Here is a 17,334-nt window from a genome sequence, read left to right on the forward strand (position 1 = left end):
AGTTTAGAAATTCTAGTCACTCTTTTCAATTGACAGAATTATTAATTATTATAAAACAATCTCTACTCGAAACGACTGCCTTATTTCACATTATGAAATTCCAGTAAAAATTTTAAGGGACATATAAAAAAGGAACAGTTTTCTGTCCCTCTCTTACATCATTCATTCACTTTCTCTGCATCCCAATAATATTTACTAAATGCCTCTGTCAAAACATCAATTGTGTTATACAGCTCTTCCAACGTATTATCAATGCCGCCCACTTCAATAAGCATGGCGTTTTGAGATAAATCTTGATTATAAACCCCATTTCCATCCTTTTTATATTTTGGGAAAATCCCTCTACTTAATCCGTAATAATTTTCATCTAAGTACGAATTTATCGCTCTTGCAATCTTTTCATTATGGGAACGTCCTTTGTTTTCCATCCCAATAACAAAATACAGTCTCGCATAAGATTTCCCATTCATTACTTTTGTCGTAACATTCTTTCGCTGATCATCCCTGTGAATATCAATTGGAAACATAATGTTATCATTTTTCGCCAACGCTTCTTTCACATATCCATGAGAAGCTCTATATGCTTGATACCATTTCCAATTCTTATTCGCTAGTAAATCTCCCATGTTTGTTTTATCATGAAGAACCGGTATTCCCTGTCCTTCCAATTGTTCTTTTAAACGTTCCCCTAAAAGCGAAACATTGACATCAGGGCTTGATGGATTTTTCGCCCCTGGTAACAGTGGATAAAAGGATTCCCAGCTATGCGTGTGATAAATATATACGGCTTTTTCACCTTTTGTATCACTTTTATGTTTTTGTACAGGATTCTTTTTATCTGCTTCTGTAATTTTATCCTTAGCTATTTCTCGTTCTTTTGTCACTTCTTCAATCGGTACACTAGATTCATTCGGAATATTTGTATAGTTCGTTCCTTCTCCAGCTACAATAATATGAGAATAGTATTTTGACATCCCGGGTACTTCTTTCCCAACAAACGTCCTTAAATCTTGTATTTTAAGATCCGTTGCAACAGAAAACAATACATTCCCAACTGATTCTCGTTTATTAGTTTTAAAATACTCTGATGCAAAATAACGATTTTCACTTTCAAATATTTGCACAAATCCTTGCATCGAAACTTTCCCAAACCACTGACTTGCATAATAAGATTTCATTGTATGTAAAAGTGAAGTCACGATAGACGCTGCTACTATCACTACAAATACATATGATAAAATTAAAAATAAAAATTTCTTTCCATGTATACGAGTTGCATACTTTTTCAATGTATCACCCTCTTTATACATGGGTATGTACAAGCTTTATATAATATACATTTTTACTAGACTTGTTGCATTTAATATAACCGCTAAAAAGAGTAGTAACGCAAATACCCTTTTATTTGATCGATGTGCGTTAATAGCACTTATAGAAAAACAAACGATATACAGCCAATGCAACCAAACAGAATAATTTAAGTATGTATGGAAAACAATATCTTTCATCACCCAGCACCAAATCAATATAAATGCTACAGCCCCGCAGATTTTCAAAACTTTCAAAATTTTGTTCGCTCAATCCCCTCCTAAATAAAAAAGAGAAATGGCTGCCCATTTCTCTTTCTCGTTGCTATTGTTCTTTCGGTGTATCAGAAGAAGGCAATTTCTTCGCTTGTTTTTCTTTGAAAATTTCCCCAATTGCACCAAGTGTACCAAGTGTTTCAATTGCATTTGATGGAATGAAGACTTTATTCGCCGGTCCTTTTGCAACCTCAGCTAATGATTCGAAAGATTTATAAGCAAGAACTCGTTCATCTAAATCCGCCGCACGTATTAATTCAATACGATTTTGTTCTGCTTTCGCAATCGTTTCAATTGCTCTTGCTTCCCCTTGTGCTTCTAGTTCTTTTGCTTCTCTTATACCTTCTGCTTCGCGAATACGTGCTTCTTTATCCCCTTCAGCCATTAATATTTTACTTTGTTTTTCCCCTTCAGCTCGAAGGACTTTATCTTGTTTTGCAGCTTCTGCTTCTAGAATAATCGCACGCTTATTACGCTCTGCTTTCATTTGTTTTTCCATAGACGCTTGCACATCTTTTGGCGGATTAATATCAACTACTTCAACACGTTCAATACGAACGCCCCACTTTTCTGTCGCTTCGTCAAGAGCTAAACGAATTTCTGTTGAAATTTTTTCACGGCCTGATAATGTTTCATCTAGTTCCATCTTACCTATAATTTGACGCATTGTTGCAGATGTAATATTACGAACACCATATTCATAATTAGAAATACCATATGTCGCAAGTTCTGGTTCAACAACTTGATAGAAAATAATTGTATCGATTTCTACTTGCACATTATCTTTCGTAATTACCTTTTGTGGTGGCACATTTGTTTGTTGAATACGTAAATCATGGTATACACGTATACGATCAACAATTGGGATTATTATATTTAATCCTGGCTGCATAATACGTTGGAATTTACCGAACCTTTCCACCACACCTACCCTTTGTTGGGGCATAATTTTAATTGTTAAAGCGATAAATACGATGACGATTAACGCAAAAATAATCGTTAATGTTAATGCTACCATTTTTATTCACTCTCCTTTTTCACATGTAAAACAGTACTGCTCCTCTTTATAACAATGACTCTTTCCCCAGTAGAAATGGGAACATCTGAAACAGCAGTCCAAGTATCTCCATCCACTTTCACAATTCCATTCTCTTCGCTTGTAATCGCTTGCATGATAATTCCCTTTTTACCAGCTAGTTTATCAACAGTATCAGTAAACCCTTTTGCCTCTCGGAAATTTTTAGAGATTCGTTTCGTAAAGAAAGTCAATGTTAAACTTACAATTGCACCTACAACAACTTGTAGGAATAGCGCTTCTGGGGCAAATAGTGCAATTAGACCTCCGACAACCGCTCCAATTCCAAGCCATAACATGTAAAAGGTAATCGATAACATTTCTGCAATAAATAAAATACCAGCTATAATAAACCAAATTACCCATCCAGCCATATGCAACCCTCACTTTCTTTTTTATTTTCTATATGTATATGAAAAAAAGAGTTGTTTATCACGTCCTCCTAATTAGAATGGGACGTTTCAATGGAAGCTACTGTACATATTCACTGTTACAATGAGTATTAATAAAATAGTATATTAATATATTCTTTATTATACATGAAAATTCCTGTATAAAAGTTACAAAAAATAAAATTCTTTCAAAAAAACATTTCACAGATTAAGATAAATATAAAAAAACAATTATTTATAAAAAGGAGGTATCCATATTGCCTCGGCAATCATTATTCTTTTATTGGGTTTCTAAAATGTGCATCACTCTCGCTGATGTTGTTTATGTGATGATTGTTACTACTCATATCTATATGACAACAAAATCAGCTACCACCACTGCCCTTTTTCCATTATTCGGAGTTATCGCAAGCCTTATTGCTAGTATATCTGCGCCACTTATACTGAACCGTTTCCGATCTTATTTCTTACTTTTTACATTACAAGAGATTAAGACTTTCCTTTTGATTTTTTTAACCGTGCTATTCCCTTTATTATCATCTAACATCACTGCTCTTCTTATTTTTATTATTTTTATTTCATTATGCGGAGGCTGGAGCTCTCCTTTATTATACGCTGTTATTCCACGCCTCACCTCACAAGAAAAATTAGTAAAAGTTAATAGTGTCTTTTCCTTTTCAACACAAATTGTTCAGGCAGCTGCTTATTCGTTCACAAGTGTAGTTGTCCTTTTTATTGGCGCTACTTCTACACTTATGATCAACAACATATTAATGATTTTGGGATGTATTGCATTATACATTTCATTGCGCACTATACAAGTTGAACAAACAACAGAAAAGTCAGCTTCTAAATCTGCTACTTTAATAGAGAGTTGGAAACTATTATTCCAACATCCATCTCTCCGTACAGTTACATATATGGATTTAATCGAAACATTTGCTGGAACGATTTGGATTGGAAGCATTACGATGGCGTATGTAACAACCGCTCTTCATAAAGGAGAAGAATGGTGGGGCTATATTAATACAAGCTATTATATTGGAACATTAATTGGGGGATTATTAGCATGGCGAATAAGTACGTATATTCAAAATAACTTAATACGCTCAATGGCTTTAGGATCACTTCTATTCAGTGCGCTCACTTTCTTATATGGCATAACAACCAACGGGTTTATTGCACTGCTTCTTTGCCTTCTAATGGGACCTGCTTATCAAATTAGAGATATTTCTCAAACAACCGTCTTACAATCAAGCGTGCCACCACCTCTATTATCAAAAATATATACAGCTCACGGCACACTTACTTCGGCTGTTTCCGGACTTTCTATGCTAAGCGTCGGTATTATTACCGATATTTTTGGTGTCCGTACTATATATATTATTGTTGCTTTTCTCATTTTATGCTCTGCTTGTTTATCTTTTATTTTGTTAAAACATACAAAGCAGCAAGGCAAGGATGTTTCTCTTTGATTACACATTCAAGGAAAATAAAAAAACGTTTTAGACGAACGAAATCCGTCTAAAACGCTTTTTATTGTATGAACAAGCTTTTTCATTTCACATACATCTCTTCTAGTAAATGTACAAACTCACCTTGATTTCCTGCTAATACTGGACATTTTGTTATATCAACCCATTCATAACAAAATGTTAGACCCTCATCTTCCTCTCCTGCACTTACGATATGTTCCCATGTTTCCTTAACATCTGTTAATAAAGACATATGAAAAAAGTGACGTTTTTGATATTCCTGTTTTTCTTTTACATGAACGATATAATCACCAATGAAGCGTTCCAGGCATAAATGACGTAAACCCGACTCTTCTAACACTTCACGCAGTACTGCTTCTTCTAATTTTTCCCCTTCATCAACTGTACCACCCGGAACCTGTATACCTGCTTCTGGCATATCACGATGTGTAAAAACAAGCAATTGCATAACGCCTTCTTTCTCCCTTGTAATGTATGCATATACCTTTTTCTTATATAACATCGTCATCTGGTCCATCTCCCCTTAATTTATTATTTCATTGCCTCTTCTAAGGTGAGTTGATTTTCATATAAATACGTAGCTTGTGGATTCCCTACATAACGAACGTGCCATGGTTCGTATCTATAACCCGTAATCGCTTCCTTCTCTTTTGTATACCGAATGACAAAGCCAAACTTATGTGCATTTTCAGCAAGCCATTTCCCTTCCTTTGTATCTCCAAAAACAGACTCTAATTGAAACTTAGCAGATTGTGATGTAATATCCATCGCAAGTCCCGTTTGATGTTCACTCGTTCCTGGAATCGCACTCGACATCGCTGTTTTTGCTTCTCCATCTTGAATCTTATACATTGTATTGAGTGCTTTTTGCCGATCAAAAGACCTGAATCCAGAGACTGCAAAGAGAAAAATCCGCTCTTGATCCCCTTGCTTGAACATGTTTTCAAGTGCCTGTGCTGCTTCTTGTCTCATCTTCTTTTTTTCTTGGTCACCTTCACTCGAATAACGCACTTTTGGAATAACTAAATCTTGTGGCTTATAACGATCTGGTAGCCTTCTACTTTTATTTACAAGTACAAGTACAGAATCCGGGTTATTCACAACCGCAAGATCTCCTTCTATTTTAGCAATCGTTTCTTGCACTTTTGGAAATAAAACGCTACTATTCACTTCTTGTGCCTGTTTATCTTTATACATTTTATAATTAATGCCTGCCACTCCAATAATAATTGCAACTACTACGAAAACCATTAGTTTCCATCTTTTTTTCATACAACGACCTCTTATTTTAATAATTTGGCCATATAATACTCATCGATGAGCTTTCCACCAACAATAAGAGAAGCTTTTTTGATACCTTCTTGTTCAAATCCTACTTTTTTATATAGTGCTTGAGCTCTTGTATTATGGGCCATCACTGTTAGTTCTAAACGCCATACATCATGTAATCTTGCCCATCTTTCTATCTCTTTAAACAGTGTTGTCCCAATTCCTTTTCCACTATATTCTTGTAAAATTCCAATTACAATCGCTGCTGTATGCTTATTTCTTTGCGCATTACCACCATTAGCTAAAATAAATCCAACTAACTGTCCCTCTTCTACTGATACCAATATTGTAGAATTATGATTTTCTATAAAGCGTTTAATCATATTTTTTTGTTGCTCCACTGTCGAACCACGTTCTCCTGGTTCTAATAGCATAAAAGTCGTTTCTTCATCTAATTGTTTTCCTAACTGTAAAAATGCTGCTGCGTCCTCTACTTGAATTTCTCGTATCATCTCTATCACCCTGTCGATTTTATAATGTGAAAAAGTCTTATCTATAAAGAAGATTTCGCTATTTTTTATGAAATACCTTTCTATTTTTCATAGGAGAAATAGAAAAATTTCGATATTAGTATAATGAAGATGAAATTCTTTTATAAAAAGAGCTTGGTTCCTATTTTCTTTTTGAACAAAAAAACGTAAGCACCTCGCTTACGTTCATCCATTCACCTTTTCTGCTTGCCAAAAATATTCACTAAATGCTTTTGCCAGTGCATCAATGGAACGATTTAATTCTTCAGAGGTATTATCTACACCTCCTACTTCAATTAAAATCGCCTGTCCTGACAAGTCTTGATTATAAATACCATTTCCCGTTTGAAATCCCTTTTGTATCACACCTCGACTTACACCTGGATATTTTTTATTTATCGCTTCATGTAGTGCAGTTGCTAATTGTAAGTTTTTTTCATAATTTTTATTTCCTTTTCCAATGACAAAAGCAAGCTTTGCATACGATTTATCTCCAATTTCTTTTGTCGTGACGCCTTTACGGGCACTATCTCGGTGCAAATCAAAAAAGTATTGTAATTCTTGATTACCCGCCATCGCCTCCTGTACAATTTCCCGAGACATTTTGTAAGAACTCGTATCATTTAACCCTCGACTAATCAACCGCTTCCCAACATCTGTTTTATCAAGAACTGCTCCTATACCTTCATTTTCCAATTGTTCGCGGAATCTATCTCCAAAAATAGAAATATTCGTAACAGAACTCGTCGCTTTATTCGGATTTGGATTATTTGTCAAATTTAATAACGGCAAATAAGACTCCCAGCTATGCGTATGATAAATAAAGGCTACTTGTCTTTTTCCTGTTGTTTGAGCGGGTTGTTTCTTCTCTTTATTCGTATCCGGTTTCGGAACTTGCCCTGTTTCTCCTGTTCGTTCTTTCACTACTTCCTCAAGTGGAACACTCGATTCTATCGGCAAATTGGAATAATCGGTTCCTTCACCGGCAATAATGATTTCTGCATCATACTTCCCAAACCCAGGAAGTTCTTTCCCAACGAAACTACGTACATCATCAAATCGAATATTTGTCGCTGTTGAAAAAAGAAAAGATGAAATGGAAAAGTCTTGGTTTAAATTTCGATATTCTTGTGTAAAATAATGATTTTCTTTTCCAATCACATACATATACCCATTCATTGATAACTCATTCAACCAATTATATAAATATGCTGACTTTGTTTCTTTCAATGAAGTCACCATCATACTAATAAGAAAAAAGGTTGCTAACATCATAAGGACAACAGCTAAAATAAGCTTACGTACACTTGTTAGTTTCACATAAAAAAAGCCTCGATTCATAACATCACCCTCTCTGTTTCAACTTATGTACAAGCTATAGAGAATAGACCGCCTAAATTTCGGCTATATTGTCATAGAGGTGAAATGAATTGAAGCTAATTATAGGTATAATTCCTATTGTTTTATCGTGTATTTTTTTATTATTTGCCGCACATCCTAAAGTCCGTGTTTTCTTAGATATTTGCGCATACCTTTCATTATATATACTTGGTACAATAATTGCTTTTCACGTATATGATGTTGTACTACATAACTTAGTATTTATGACAACCATTCACGGTATTTTGTTGAATCCGCTATTTCTCATCACTGGAGCTTATGTAGGAGTATACTCTTTATATCTCCTTATTTATAAAGTGAAACTTTAATCAGTGGGGGTTTTTTCNNGCTTTTACGGGCAGTTGATCCCCCGCCTATCTTCCTCGTTTCTCTCTGAATCTTGAGGTGGGGGTCTTACTGCCCGTTAATGCGGGATAAACTCATAACAAGCTTAAGAAGGACATAATACTTATCTTTTAATGGAGTGTAGAAATGAAACCTACTTTTATATGTCATAAATGCAAAAAATCAATTGCCAGAAAGCAAGATCTTGTTACCACAATATTTTACATACGCATCTATTTATTCCACCACACTTGTTTTAACCAACAATTTTTCTTTTCTAGTTTTATTCCTATTAATACGCTATTTGGCGTATATTTCATTTGGTATACTCTCACTGTAGGAATTATTTTAACTATAAGCGAGCCATCAGTTATTTGGAACTTCTTTTTAACACCTGCTTTATGCCGCTTCATTTCTTACTATTATATTGAACGTCACTTTCGCTGATAGCGGGTAGACTGTCCTTTCGGAATACTTAAACACTTCCACTCTTTTTCTTTCAGCAATTTTCCAACATAAATAATCTGTCCGATATGTGATGCATAATGAGCAATCTGCCTTTCAATTGCTTGCATAACACTATGTGCTTCACCCCGAATATGCACAGTCTTTAAAAGATCTTTCGGAGTTAATGATTGCAGCGCTTGAAAAACATACTCCCAACCTACCTTCCATGCTACTAGTAACTCCGCTTTTGAAGTGTAACCATCCTCAAATTCACCATCACGATTTCGATCTAACTTTTCACCATCCGTCGTTAAAAAATCCGTCCACCTTGAGCGCATATTTCCGTGTAAATGTTTGACTATAACGGCAATACTGTTTGCTTCTTCATGAGGTGCCCAGCTTATTTGTTCATATGATAACTGTGAAAATACATGTTCTCCTTGCTTTTGCATTGCCTTAAAGTTTAAAATTGTACATTCTAAATAGGCCTTTCCCACATCCATTCTAAATCCACTCCCCTATTAACTAATTGGTGTTCCATTAGGGACTTCTAAATCTGGCTGCAGTAAGATTACATCTCCTTGTTCCGGCACTCCACCTAGCACAAGTACTTCTGATTTATAGCCTGCAACGCGCTTGGGCGGAAAATTCACGATAGCTACAACCTGCTTTCCGATTAGCTCTTCTGGTATATACCTCTTTGTAATTTGAGCACTTGATTGCTTTATACCAAGTTCACCAAAGTCAATTTCTAGTTTAATCGCAGGTACGCGCGCTTCTGTGAACTCTTCTGCTTTTTTTATCGTTCCAACCCGTAAATCTAACTGTAAAAAATCTTCAAAATTAGCCATTTTATCACTCCTTCCACCTAACATTTAGACAAAACCAATCAAATCCCTCTAAAAAAAGAAAGATGCCTAAGCACCTTTCTTTTGTAACTCACTTGATTCATTTGGTTTATATAAAAAGTAACCGATAACCCCACCAATACACGATGGTAGTAACCATCCAATGCCTTCTTTATATAAAGGAAGCATTTGCAGGACATTTGTTATTGCATCGAACTTAATATTTACACTTTCTAAGCCGTTAAATATACTAATTACTAACGCACCCAAAATTGCACCGATATATATTGTATTTCGCTGTCCAATCCATTTATGAAAATAAGACAGTACAATTAGTACAATCGCAACAGGATAAATGATCATCAATACTGGTAATGTTACAGCGATCAGCTGTGTTAACCCTAAGTTTGATACAACTAAACTAAACACACATACCAATGTTACAATCATTTTATGTGATAATTTTGGGAATAAATTTGTAAAGAACCCAGCGCATGCTGATGTAAGTCCAACTGAAGTTGTTAAACAAGCAAGTGTAATAACAAGGGCCAATAATATTTTGCCACTCGTTCCATATAACTCATTAACAACTTTCGTTAAAATCAGACCTCCATTATCAGAAACGCCAAGTGATGTACTTGTCGAACCAAGATAAGCAAGTGATAAATAAATTAGTGTTAAACCTAATACAGCAATAATCCCGGATACAATTGTTGTTTTTGCAATTTGTCCACTCTCTTTTATCCCTTTTGAACGAATAACTTGTACAACAACGATGCCAAAGACAAGTGCACTAATGGCATCCATTGTTAAGTATCCTTGAATAAATCCACCAAAAAATGCGTTCTCTTTATATGCTTCTAAAGGTGCAGCTGGCGCCCCAATTGGATCAATAATTGCTTTCCCAACAATTACAGCAACAATTAATACCAATAACGGAGTAAGAAACTTTCCAAACCAATCAATTAATTTGGACGGGTTTAATGATAAGTACCATGTAATACCGAAGAAAACTGCTGTGTAGAGAAATAACATATACCATTCTGACACTAACGCTTCTGTTAAAAATGGTTTCATCCCCATTTCAAAAGAAACCGCTCCTGTACGTGGAATCGCAAAAAATGGTCCAATTGCTAAATAACTAATCAGTGGAAAAATAAAGGCAAATATAGGGTGCACTCTAGAAGATAGCGCTTTCAAGTCCCCCTCTACAAAAGCCACCGCAGTTACCGCTAATAGGGGAAGTCCGACTCCTGTCACAAGGAATCCAAGTGTGGCAATCCAAACATTTTCTCCTGCCTGTTGGCCTAATACTGGCGGGAAAATTAAATTTCCTGCTCCTAAAAATAATGCAAATAACATTAAACCAATCGCTATCGTATCTCCTGGCCTTAATCGTCCCTTCATCTCTCTGTTGCATAGCATGTCTCTATTGTTTCTATCTCTTTCACAATATGCTATGCATCCTCCTCTCTATCCATGTTGATTATATGCCCCTTAAAAAGCAATGTCTTTCCTCATAATTTCCCCTTTTCCCTTTTGCCTTAATCCATTCTATTAATTTTGATTTTTTTGAATATTCAAATCATTAGAGTGTTAAACTACAGAATTAACAGGTCCGACCTCTTTGCTTTTGTCTCACATATAGTAACATATTTAGTTGAAAAATAGAAACATATTTTTTATATGAAATTTTCCGAAAAACTAAATAGTATGCATATCTTTTTCATCTATTATTCTTTTAGAAAAATATTTTACAATGTGAAATCTTAATTAGCGAAGGAGTTTTTCATCCCCGCAGAGCATTTAATATTTGCTCTCACCAATCAGGTTTTTACAAGCAATTTCTTTTGTGGTCGCCCACACGAATAGCAAGCTAAACAAATACAACACACTCATTTTACATTTCGTCTAAATTTTTTCTAACATATACAACAAAAGGCCATCTAATCATACAGATGACCTTTCACCTTCTACTCTATTGTTTCCACTTCACGCGGATTATTCATTTCTTCTACGTATACGACACGAAATCCGTGATCTTCTAAATCTTGTAATAAAACATCTAACTCTTCTACTTTAAATTCTTCACCCAACGTAAACATAATTCTACGCACTAATAACGCATTATTATCAAATGTCATGAGACTTTGAATACCACTATATTTTTTCAAAACAGTGGATAACTTTTGAATAGCTCCATTATAATCCTGCGTTCCAACCATAACAGAATATACGCTAGAGTGAACGCCCCACGCATCTTCTAATAATTCAAATACTTTTTTATGAGTTAAAATCCCTAAAAATACTCCTTTTTCATCAACTACCGATAAATATGGTAATTTTTTAATAGTAAAAAATATTTTAAAGAAAGAAGAATCTTCTCTTACATATCCATCTTTATCGTTTAATAACTGTACTACGTTATCATCTAAAGAACCTTTATATTCTAAAATATCTACTTTATATACATTTCCTAGAAAGTTCTCTTTTTTCTCATCTAAAACTGGAACACAACGATAACCAGTTTTGTTTAAGTGCTCCAAAGCTTCACCTATTGTAACTGTTACTGAACAAAATAAAACCTCTCTTTTTGGCACGTAGTTCCCTTTTATCCTCATAAAAAGCCTCCTTATGTCAAAATACTTTCTGTGCCATAACTATATTATATTTTCAGAAAAAAATAAATATTTTTATTTTACTTTTCTGAAAATTTTCTGTTTTCTTGTCACTATTTGTTCATGAATGATTCTCTTTTTAAGAAATGCATTGAACTACCCCCACCTTCACTTTAGACGAGGGGGCTTCTTGGTTAAAATGATAAAGTTAAACGTTCATCAGTAAGGTTTTCCTCATTCCCACTGATTCTCACCCCTCATCAATCAAGCCGTTATGCGCTTAGGAAAGCAATAGCAACTCGTTCAAAGTTCCTTTATCCAGAGACGTCCAAGAAGACAAAACGACCGAAATTCTAGCTGTTAGTACGTGATAAACTATCATTCTGTACCTATTTGCTAACTGTAAATGAAATGAAAGAATTACTTCTTCATGCACGTTATACCTATATGTAAAGAAAAAGATATTGTAACCTATTCAAAAAAACGCTAAAATAAGAATAAGAATAAGAATTTTCTGAATTTTCAAAGAGTAGGTGATCTAGTATGTCTTCATTATTTCGTTCTTCCGCATATCGCTTTTTGACAGGGTTACTCATCATTCTTATCGTAAGTCCTATTCCTGCTGTATTATTAACGCATGAGTCTTCTTATTTGAAAGGTTTAGTTGGGATTTTTCATAACTTCTCTCATTTCCCGAACATTTCTATCCCGGTGATTGACTGGACGCATGAACCTATTTTTTTTTCATCACAACCTATTATGAATTCAACTACAGTGCTACATGTACCCGGACAGTCTACGCTTTTATTCCCTTATATGTGGGAAGTATACTTTTTATCAATTGTTCGCTTTACACTCGCACTCACAATTGGTTTTTTTATTAGCCTAGCAATTGGACGTTTGTTCTTACAGGCACCAAAATGGTTAAGAAAGTACACTTTCATATTACGTTGGATTCCATACTCATTCAGTACTGCCTTATTGCAATGTGCTATTGTTTTAATTTCTCTATACATTGCACGGTACATAACAATTCCATTCTTTTCTTCCTTTATTATCATCTGTAGTACTTCAATGATTATTGTTATGCAGGCAATAAAAAAATGGATCCCATTTTTAAATACTATCGAAGAGTATAATAGACATCATTCATCCTTTCTTATTAATACGTTATTCATGGCGATTTTCTCAAATAATAGATCTGTTTTTAGTTCTATTATTTTGTCATTCTTTTATATGGAGTGTATTTTTCACACAAAAGGATTACTACAATTTATTATTCAATTTGGAGGAAGTTCACCAACTATTGTTACAATTGGACTGTTACTCATTTATATCCCATACATCATTCTTTCCCTTCTTCAATCTATATGGACGACGAACCAATCCAATCATCAAACTTATATCATTTCCAAAACAACGATTAAATAATGTAACGTTAAGCTATCCCTCTCTTTTTTAAATGGAAGGTTATTCCCCTTTCATTCAGGGTAAAATACCAACGAATTCATGAATGATTAGAAAAACATTCCAATATTTACTCATTTCCTTTGACTATTATTTTCATTTCGATTTATTATAAAAGTATAACATACATGCAGGAGGTGACATCTTTATTCCCATTTTGGAGTAAAGAACACACTTGGACATATTAAATATTTTTCTCATTTTCTTACTTATTCTCATTTCAGGCTTTTTCGTTGCCTCAGAATTTGCGGTTGTAAAAGTACGAAAAAGTCGAATTGATCAGCTTGCCAATGAAGGGAATAAGCAAGCCTTAGCTGCTAGAAGCGTTGTGTCTAACTTAGATGTATATTTATCAGCATGTCAGCTTGGTATTACAATCACTTCTTTAGGTCTTGGTTGGCTTGGTGAACCAACTGTTGAACATTTACTGCACCCATTATTTGAAAGAATAAATATTACTGGTGCAATGGCTAACACACTTTCCTTTATTATCGCTTTTAGTGTTATTACTTTTTTCCATGTTGTATTAGGTGAACTCGTTCCGAAATCTTTTGCGATTCAAAAAGCTGAAACAATCGCATTACGGTTTGCCAAACCGCTTATATGGTTTGATAAAATCATGTATCCATTCATTTGGTTATTAAATAGGACAGCTTTATTCTTCACAAAGCTATTTGGTTTAGAACCAGCAAAAGAAAATGAACTTGCTCACTCAGAGGAAGAATTACGACTGATTTTAGGTGAAAGCTTTAAAAGTGGTGAAATTAATCAAACCGAATATAAATATGTAAACAATATTTTTGAGTTTGATGATCGTGTTGCCAAAGAAATTATGGTACCTCGTACAGAAATGGTTTGTTTATCTACCGAGAATACATTAGAAGAAAATATGGATATCGTGGCATCTGAAAAATATACACGTTACCCAATTATTGAAAAAGATAAAGATGATATTATCGGTATGCTAAATACAAAAGAAATTTTTCATGATCAAACGAAAGGAATTCACAAACCTTTAGAAGCGTATATCCACCCAGTCCTAACCGTATTTGAAACGGTGCCCATCCGTAAAACATTAATTCATCTCCAAAAAAATCGTGTTCAAATGGCGATTGTCATGGATGAATATGGCGGAACTGCTGGACTATTGACAATGGAAGACATTATTGAAGAAATTATTGGTGAAATTCAAGATGAATTCGATGCAGATGAATCACCAATGATTGAAAAACGCACACCAAAACTCACTGTTTTGGATGGAAAAGTACTTATTTCAGAAGTAAACGATATGTTTGGTTTACATATTGATGATAGTGATTTAGATACAATTGGTGGCTGGCTTCTCTCCCAAGCCGTTGATTTAAACATTGAAGTTGGCTATTCAATTGAATATGCTGGTTTTCAATTTAAAGCGTTAGAGCTTGACGGGCATCAAATTAAGAAAGTTGCTGTACATAAACTAGATAGTAAAAAGGAGATATAAAGTGACTGTTCTATTAACACTTTGTATAATTGCTTGTTTTATCGTATCATTTATTGCGTTTATCTATCCAATCATCCCTGGCATACTTGGCCTGTGGGCTGGATACCTCATTTATCATTTTGGTATAAATGATGGGGAGCTAACAACAAGCTTTTGGATTCTTCAAATCATTTTTACCGTCATTATTTTCATTGCTGATTTTATTGCAAATGGATACTTCTTAAAAAAATATGGAAGTACCAAATGGAGCGAACGTGTAGGAATGATTTCTATTATTGTCGGTTCCTTTTTCTTCCCACCATTTGGTCTCATTATCATTCCATTTCTATCAGTTTTCGTGACAGAAATAATGCATAAGAAAACACCAAAAGAAGCATTTATGGTCGGGATTGCTACGGTTGTTGGTTTTTTAAGCAGCACAGTGGCAAAAGCGATTTTACAAATTATCATGATTATCATTTTTGGATGTTACATTCTTTTTTAACCATCCCTTTTTAGGGATGGTTTTTTAATACGCAATACCTACGCGGCTATTGACATAAACTTCTTCATTTACTAGAGACCACGTAAAATGAGCCGTATCTCCTACCGTAATTTTTGATCCGTCCAGCGGTAACATATTTGCCTCTGCTCGGTACTCACCTGTTTCTTCGCCATCAATTAAATGGGTAGGACAAACAATTGTCCAACATAATTTACTATTTTTTAAAGCTACAAAAGCAGCCAAATGATCTTCTGCAGCTGTCGTGGTTTTTCTTTTGGATTCTTCCGATTGAAATCGATATATCTTTGGATTTGTTCGAGCTTGTAAAATACCTGCTGTTCCTATCGTGATAATCCTGTTTATTCCCTCTTCATCCATATATTTCATAATACTAGGTATGCTATGCGATAGCGTTCCATTTCCATCGGTCCCAAGAGCACTTAACACAATATCAGCACCCTTTAACGCCTTCTTCACATCGTTCTCCTGCAATACATCCCCTTCTACTATATGTAGATTATTCTGTTTCATCACGAGGCTATTTTGATTCCGAACTAACACTGTGACATCATGTGAATCTTGTAATGCTAGTTTCATTAACTGCGACCCAACTCTTCCAGTCGCTCCAAATATACATATTTTCATCTTCATACTCCTTACTTATTATTTCTCTCTATTTTTTCTCAAAAACGAGAAATATACAACTAAAAAAGCTTCCTCATCACCTGAGGAAGCCCCACTATACAGAATATGCTATTATTTTTTTTCCTTTGAATCTGAAGAATTGCTATCTTTACTCGTTTCTTGATCCTTCTTTTCATCTTGCTGCGTCGTTGTATCCTCATCCTTCTTGTTGTCCTCACCTTTACTACAACCTACCACAAATAAAGAGCTCGCAAGTGCCATAGCAGTTAAAGTTTTAACCCATTTATTCATTTGCTTATCCCCCTTTTGATAGAATATGTACAATCTCATATTACTTCTCTTTTTTGAAGGGAATATGAGAAAAGAGTAAAGATACAGTAAAAGTTTGTAAATTTTCTGATAACAACGATCTTATTTTTTTAATTTCGCAATGTTTTCACATATACTAAAAGTAATATAAAACAGAAAGGTTGATACATATGGAACTTGGATTAGCTGGAAAAACTGCTCTAGTTGTCGCTTCTAGTCAAGGGTTAGGAAAAGCAATTGCTACGGAGCTCATAAAAGAAGGAACAAACGTTATGCTATTAAGTCGTAATGAAAAAAAGCTAGCATCTTTACAAACAGAATTGATTGCTCTTAATACAGGTACTGCCATGTATACAGTTTGTGATGTTACAAATAAAGAGAGCGTAAAACAGGCGGTAGAATATACTGTACAAACTTTTGGTACAATTGATATTTTAGTAAATAATGCAGGTGGTCCTAAACCCGGTACATTTGAACAATTAACAGATGAAGATTGGTACAGTTCCTTTGAACTCAATTTATTAAGTTACGTTCGTATGATTCGTGAAGTACTTCCATATATGAAACAGCAAGGCGGCAAAATTATTAACATTGCTTCATCTTCTATTAAAGAGCCTATCCCTGGATTACTATTATCAAATACATTCCGCGTAGGTATTACAGGTTTAGCAAAAACGTTAGCATCTGAACTTGCTCCATATAACATTTTAATTAATACGATTGCTCCAGGACGCATTGCGACAGACCGCCTCGCATTTCTTGATGAAACAGCTGCTGAAAAGCGCGGAATTACCGTAGAAGACGTTCAAAAACAATATGAGGCAATGATCCCTCTTGGTAGGTATGGCCATTCTAGTGAATTTGCTACATTTGCTACATTCCTTGCATCCGATGCAAATACATATATGACCGGACAATCATTCCTTGTTGATGGTGGAATGGTAAAAAGCTTATAATTCTTAT

Annotated in this window: 19 protein-coding genes; 6 read left to right on the forward strand and 13 right to left on the reverse strand. The window is 34.7% G+C overall.

Translation table 11 applies throughout. The features are described 5' to 3' along the window. Positions 1 to 158: 158 nt before the first annotated feature. From spoIIP (CN373_RS03135) to CN373_RS03145, 3 genes are all read right to left on the reverse strand, one after another. A complete protein-coding gene (gene spoIIP / locus CN373_RS03135; RefSeq protein WP_111901861.1) occupies positions 159 to 1,310 on the reverse strand; it encodes a stage II sporulation protein P in 1,152 nt (383 codons plus the stop codon). 322 nt (positions 1,311 to 1,632) lie between these two features. Then, positions 1,633 to 2,601, reverse strand: coding sequence for an SPFH domain-containing protein (locus tag CN373_RS03140; protein WP_000226246.1), 969 nt, complete (start codon positions 2,599 to 2,601; stop codon positions 1,633 to 1,635). A 2-nt stretch (positions 2,602 to 2,603) separates the two neighbouring features. Then, on the reverse strand, positions 2,604 to 3,032 hold the full coding sequence (locus CN373_RS03145) for an NfeD family protein (protein ID WP_000929500.1): 429 nt from the start codon (positions 3,030 to 3,032) through the stop codon (positions 2,604 to 2,606). Positions 3,033 to 3,307: 275 nt separating this feature from the next. On the opposite strand from CN373_RS03145, the gene CN373_RS03150 reads away from it, so the two are divergent. Continuing rightward, entirely contained in the window at positions 3,308 to 4,525 is a 1,218-nt protein-coding gene (locus CN373_RS03150) for an MFS transporter (RefSeq protein ID WP_098358822.1), read from the forward strand. Positions 4,526 to 4,607: 82 nt separating this feature from the next. Here CN373_RS03150 and CN373_RS03155 read toward each other — a convergent pair whose 3' ends face one another. The 4 genes from CN373_RS03155 to spoIIP (CN373_RS03170) all read right to left on the reverse strand — a co-directional run bounded on the left by CN373_RS03155 (position 4,608) and on the right by spoIIP (CN373_RS03170) (position 7,686). After that, complete coding sequence (locus tag CN373_RS03155) at positions 4,608 to 5,054, reverse strand: NUDIX hydrolase (RefSeq protein WP_000178295.1); 447 nt, start codon at positions 5,052 to 5,054, stop codon at positions 4,608 to 4,610. A gap of 23 nt (positions 5,055 to 5,077) precedes the next feature. Continuing rightward, entirely contained in the window at positions 5,078 to 5,818 is a 741-nt protein-coding gene (locus tag CN373_RS03160; protein WP_000747699.1) for a M15 family metallopeptidase, read from the reverse strand. A gap of 11 nt (positions 5,819 to 5,829) precedes the next feature. After that, entirely contained in the window at positions 5,830 to 6,327 is a 498-nt protein-coding gene (locus CN373_RS03165; protein ID WP_000617603.1) for a GNAT family N-acetyltransferase, read from the reverse strand. 204 nt (positions 6,328 to 6,531) lie between these two features. Next, a complete protein-coding gene (gene spoIIP / locus CN373_RS03170) occupies positions 6,532 to 7,686 on the reverse strand; it encodes a stage II sporulation protein P (RefSeq protein WP_001079310.1) in 1,155 nt (384 codons plus the stop codon). An 89-nt stretch (positions 7,687 to 7,775) separates the two neighbouring features. Here spoIIP (CN373_RS03170) and CN373_RS03175 point away from each other — a divergent pair, with 89 nt between their 5' ends. Beyond that, a complete protein-coding gene (locus CN373_RS03175; RefSeq protein ID WP_000766830.1) occupies positions 7,776 to 8,054 on the forward strand; it encodes a hypothetical protein in 279 nt (92 codons plus the stop codon). Between the two features lie 450 nt (positions 8,055 to 8,504). Here CN373_RS03175 and CN373_RS03185 read toward each other — a convergent pair whose 3' ends face one another. The 4 genes from CN373_RS03185 to cbpA form a co-directional block, all read right to left on the reverse strand. Continuing rightward, a complete protein-coding gene (locus CN373_RS03185; protein WP_000382452.1) occupies positions 8,505 to 9,020 on the reverse strand; it encodes a DUF1572 domain-containing protein in 516 nt (171 codons plus the stop codon). A gap of 18 nt (positions 9,021 to 9,038) precedes the next feature. Continuing rightward, the gene (csaA, locus tag CN373_RS03190; RefSeq protein WP_001263025.1) at positions 9,039 to 9,368 is read right to left on the reverse strand and encodes a chaperone CsaA; all 330 of its coding nucleotides are present in this window, start codon (positions 9,366 to 9,368) and stop codon (positions 9,039 to 9,041) included. Positions 9,369 to 9,434: 66 nt separating this feature from the next. Continuing rightward, positions 9,435 to 10,772 (reverse strand): branched-chain amino acid transport system II carrier protein BrnQ4, encoded by a 1,338-nt coding sequence (gene brnQ4 / locus CN373_RS03195; RefSeq protein WP_000678503.1) that lies wholly within the window; start codon positions 10,770 to 10,772, stop codon positions 9,435 to 9,437. Between the two features lie 566 nt (positions 10,773 to 11,338). Beyond that, the gene (cbpA, locus tag CN373_RS03200) at positions 11,339 to 11,986 is read right to left on the reverse strand and encodes a cyclic di-AMP binding protein CbpA (protein WP_001220518.1); all 648 of its coding nucleotides are present in this window, start codon (positions 11,984 to 11,986) and stop codon (positions 11,339 to 11,341) included. Between the two features lie 540 nt (positions 11,987 to 12,526). On the opposite strand from cbpA, the gene CN373_RS03205 reads away from it, so the two are divergent. From CN373_RS03205 to CN373_RS03215, 3 genes are all read left to right on the forward strand, one after another. Further along, the gene (locus tag CN373_RS03205) at positions 12,527 to 13,414 is read left to right on the forward strand and encodes a hypothetical protein (RefSeq protein WP_098358823.1); all 888 of its coding nucleotides are present in this window, start codon (positions 12,527 to 12,529) and stop codon (positions 13,412 to 13,414) included. A gap of 211 nt (positions 13,415 to 13,625) precedes the next feature. Then, positions 13,626 to 14,933: a hemolysin family protein gene (locus CN373_RS03210; protein WP_000353725.1), complete on the forward strand. Its 1,308-nt coding sequence runs from the start codon at positions 13,626 to 13,628 to the stop codon at positions 14,931 to 14,933. 1 nt (position 14,934) lies between these two features. Continuing rightward, a complete protein-coding gene (locus CN373_RS03215; RefSeq protein WP_098358824.1) occupies positions 14,935 to 15,417 on the forward strand; it encodes a DUF456 domain-containing protein in 483 nt (160 codons plus the stop codon). Positions 15,418 to 15,441: 24 nt separating this feature from the next. Here the strand turns inward: CN373_RS03215 and CN373_RS03220 are convergent, their stop codons facing one another. Next, complete coding sequence (locus CN373_RS03220; protein WP_000686558.1) at positions 15,442 to 16,062, reverse strand: NAD(P)-dependent oxidoreductase; 621 nt, start codon at positions 16,060 to 16,062, stop codon at positions 15,442 to 15,444. A gap of 111 nt (positions 16,063 to 16,173) precedes the next feature. Continuing rightward, on the reverse strand, positions 16,174 to 16,353 hold the full coding sequence (locus CN373_RS03230; RefSeq protein WP_001045971.1) for a hypothetical protein: 180 nt from the start codon (positions 16,351 to 16,353) through the stop codon (positions 16,174 to 16,176). 188 nt (positions 16,354 to 16,541) lie between these two features. Between CN373_RS03230 and CN373_RS03235 the strand changes: the two genes are divergently transcribed. Then, positions 16,542 to 17,327, forward strand: coding sequence for an SDR family oxidoreductase (locus CN373_RS03235; RefSeq protein WP_098358825.1), 786 nt, complete (start codon positions 16,542 to 16,544; stop codon positions 17,325 to 17,327). Positions 17,328 to 17,334 lie beyond the last annotated feature (7 nt).

Origin of the sequence: Bacillus cereus (assembly GCF_002561295.1) — a bacterium.
GTDB classification, from domain to species: Bacteria; Bacillota; Bacilli; order Bacillales; family Bacillaceae_G; genus Bacillus_A; species Bacillus_A cereus_S.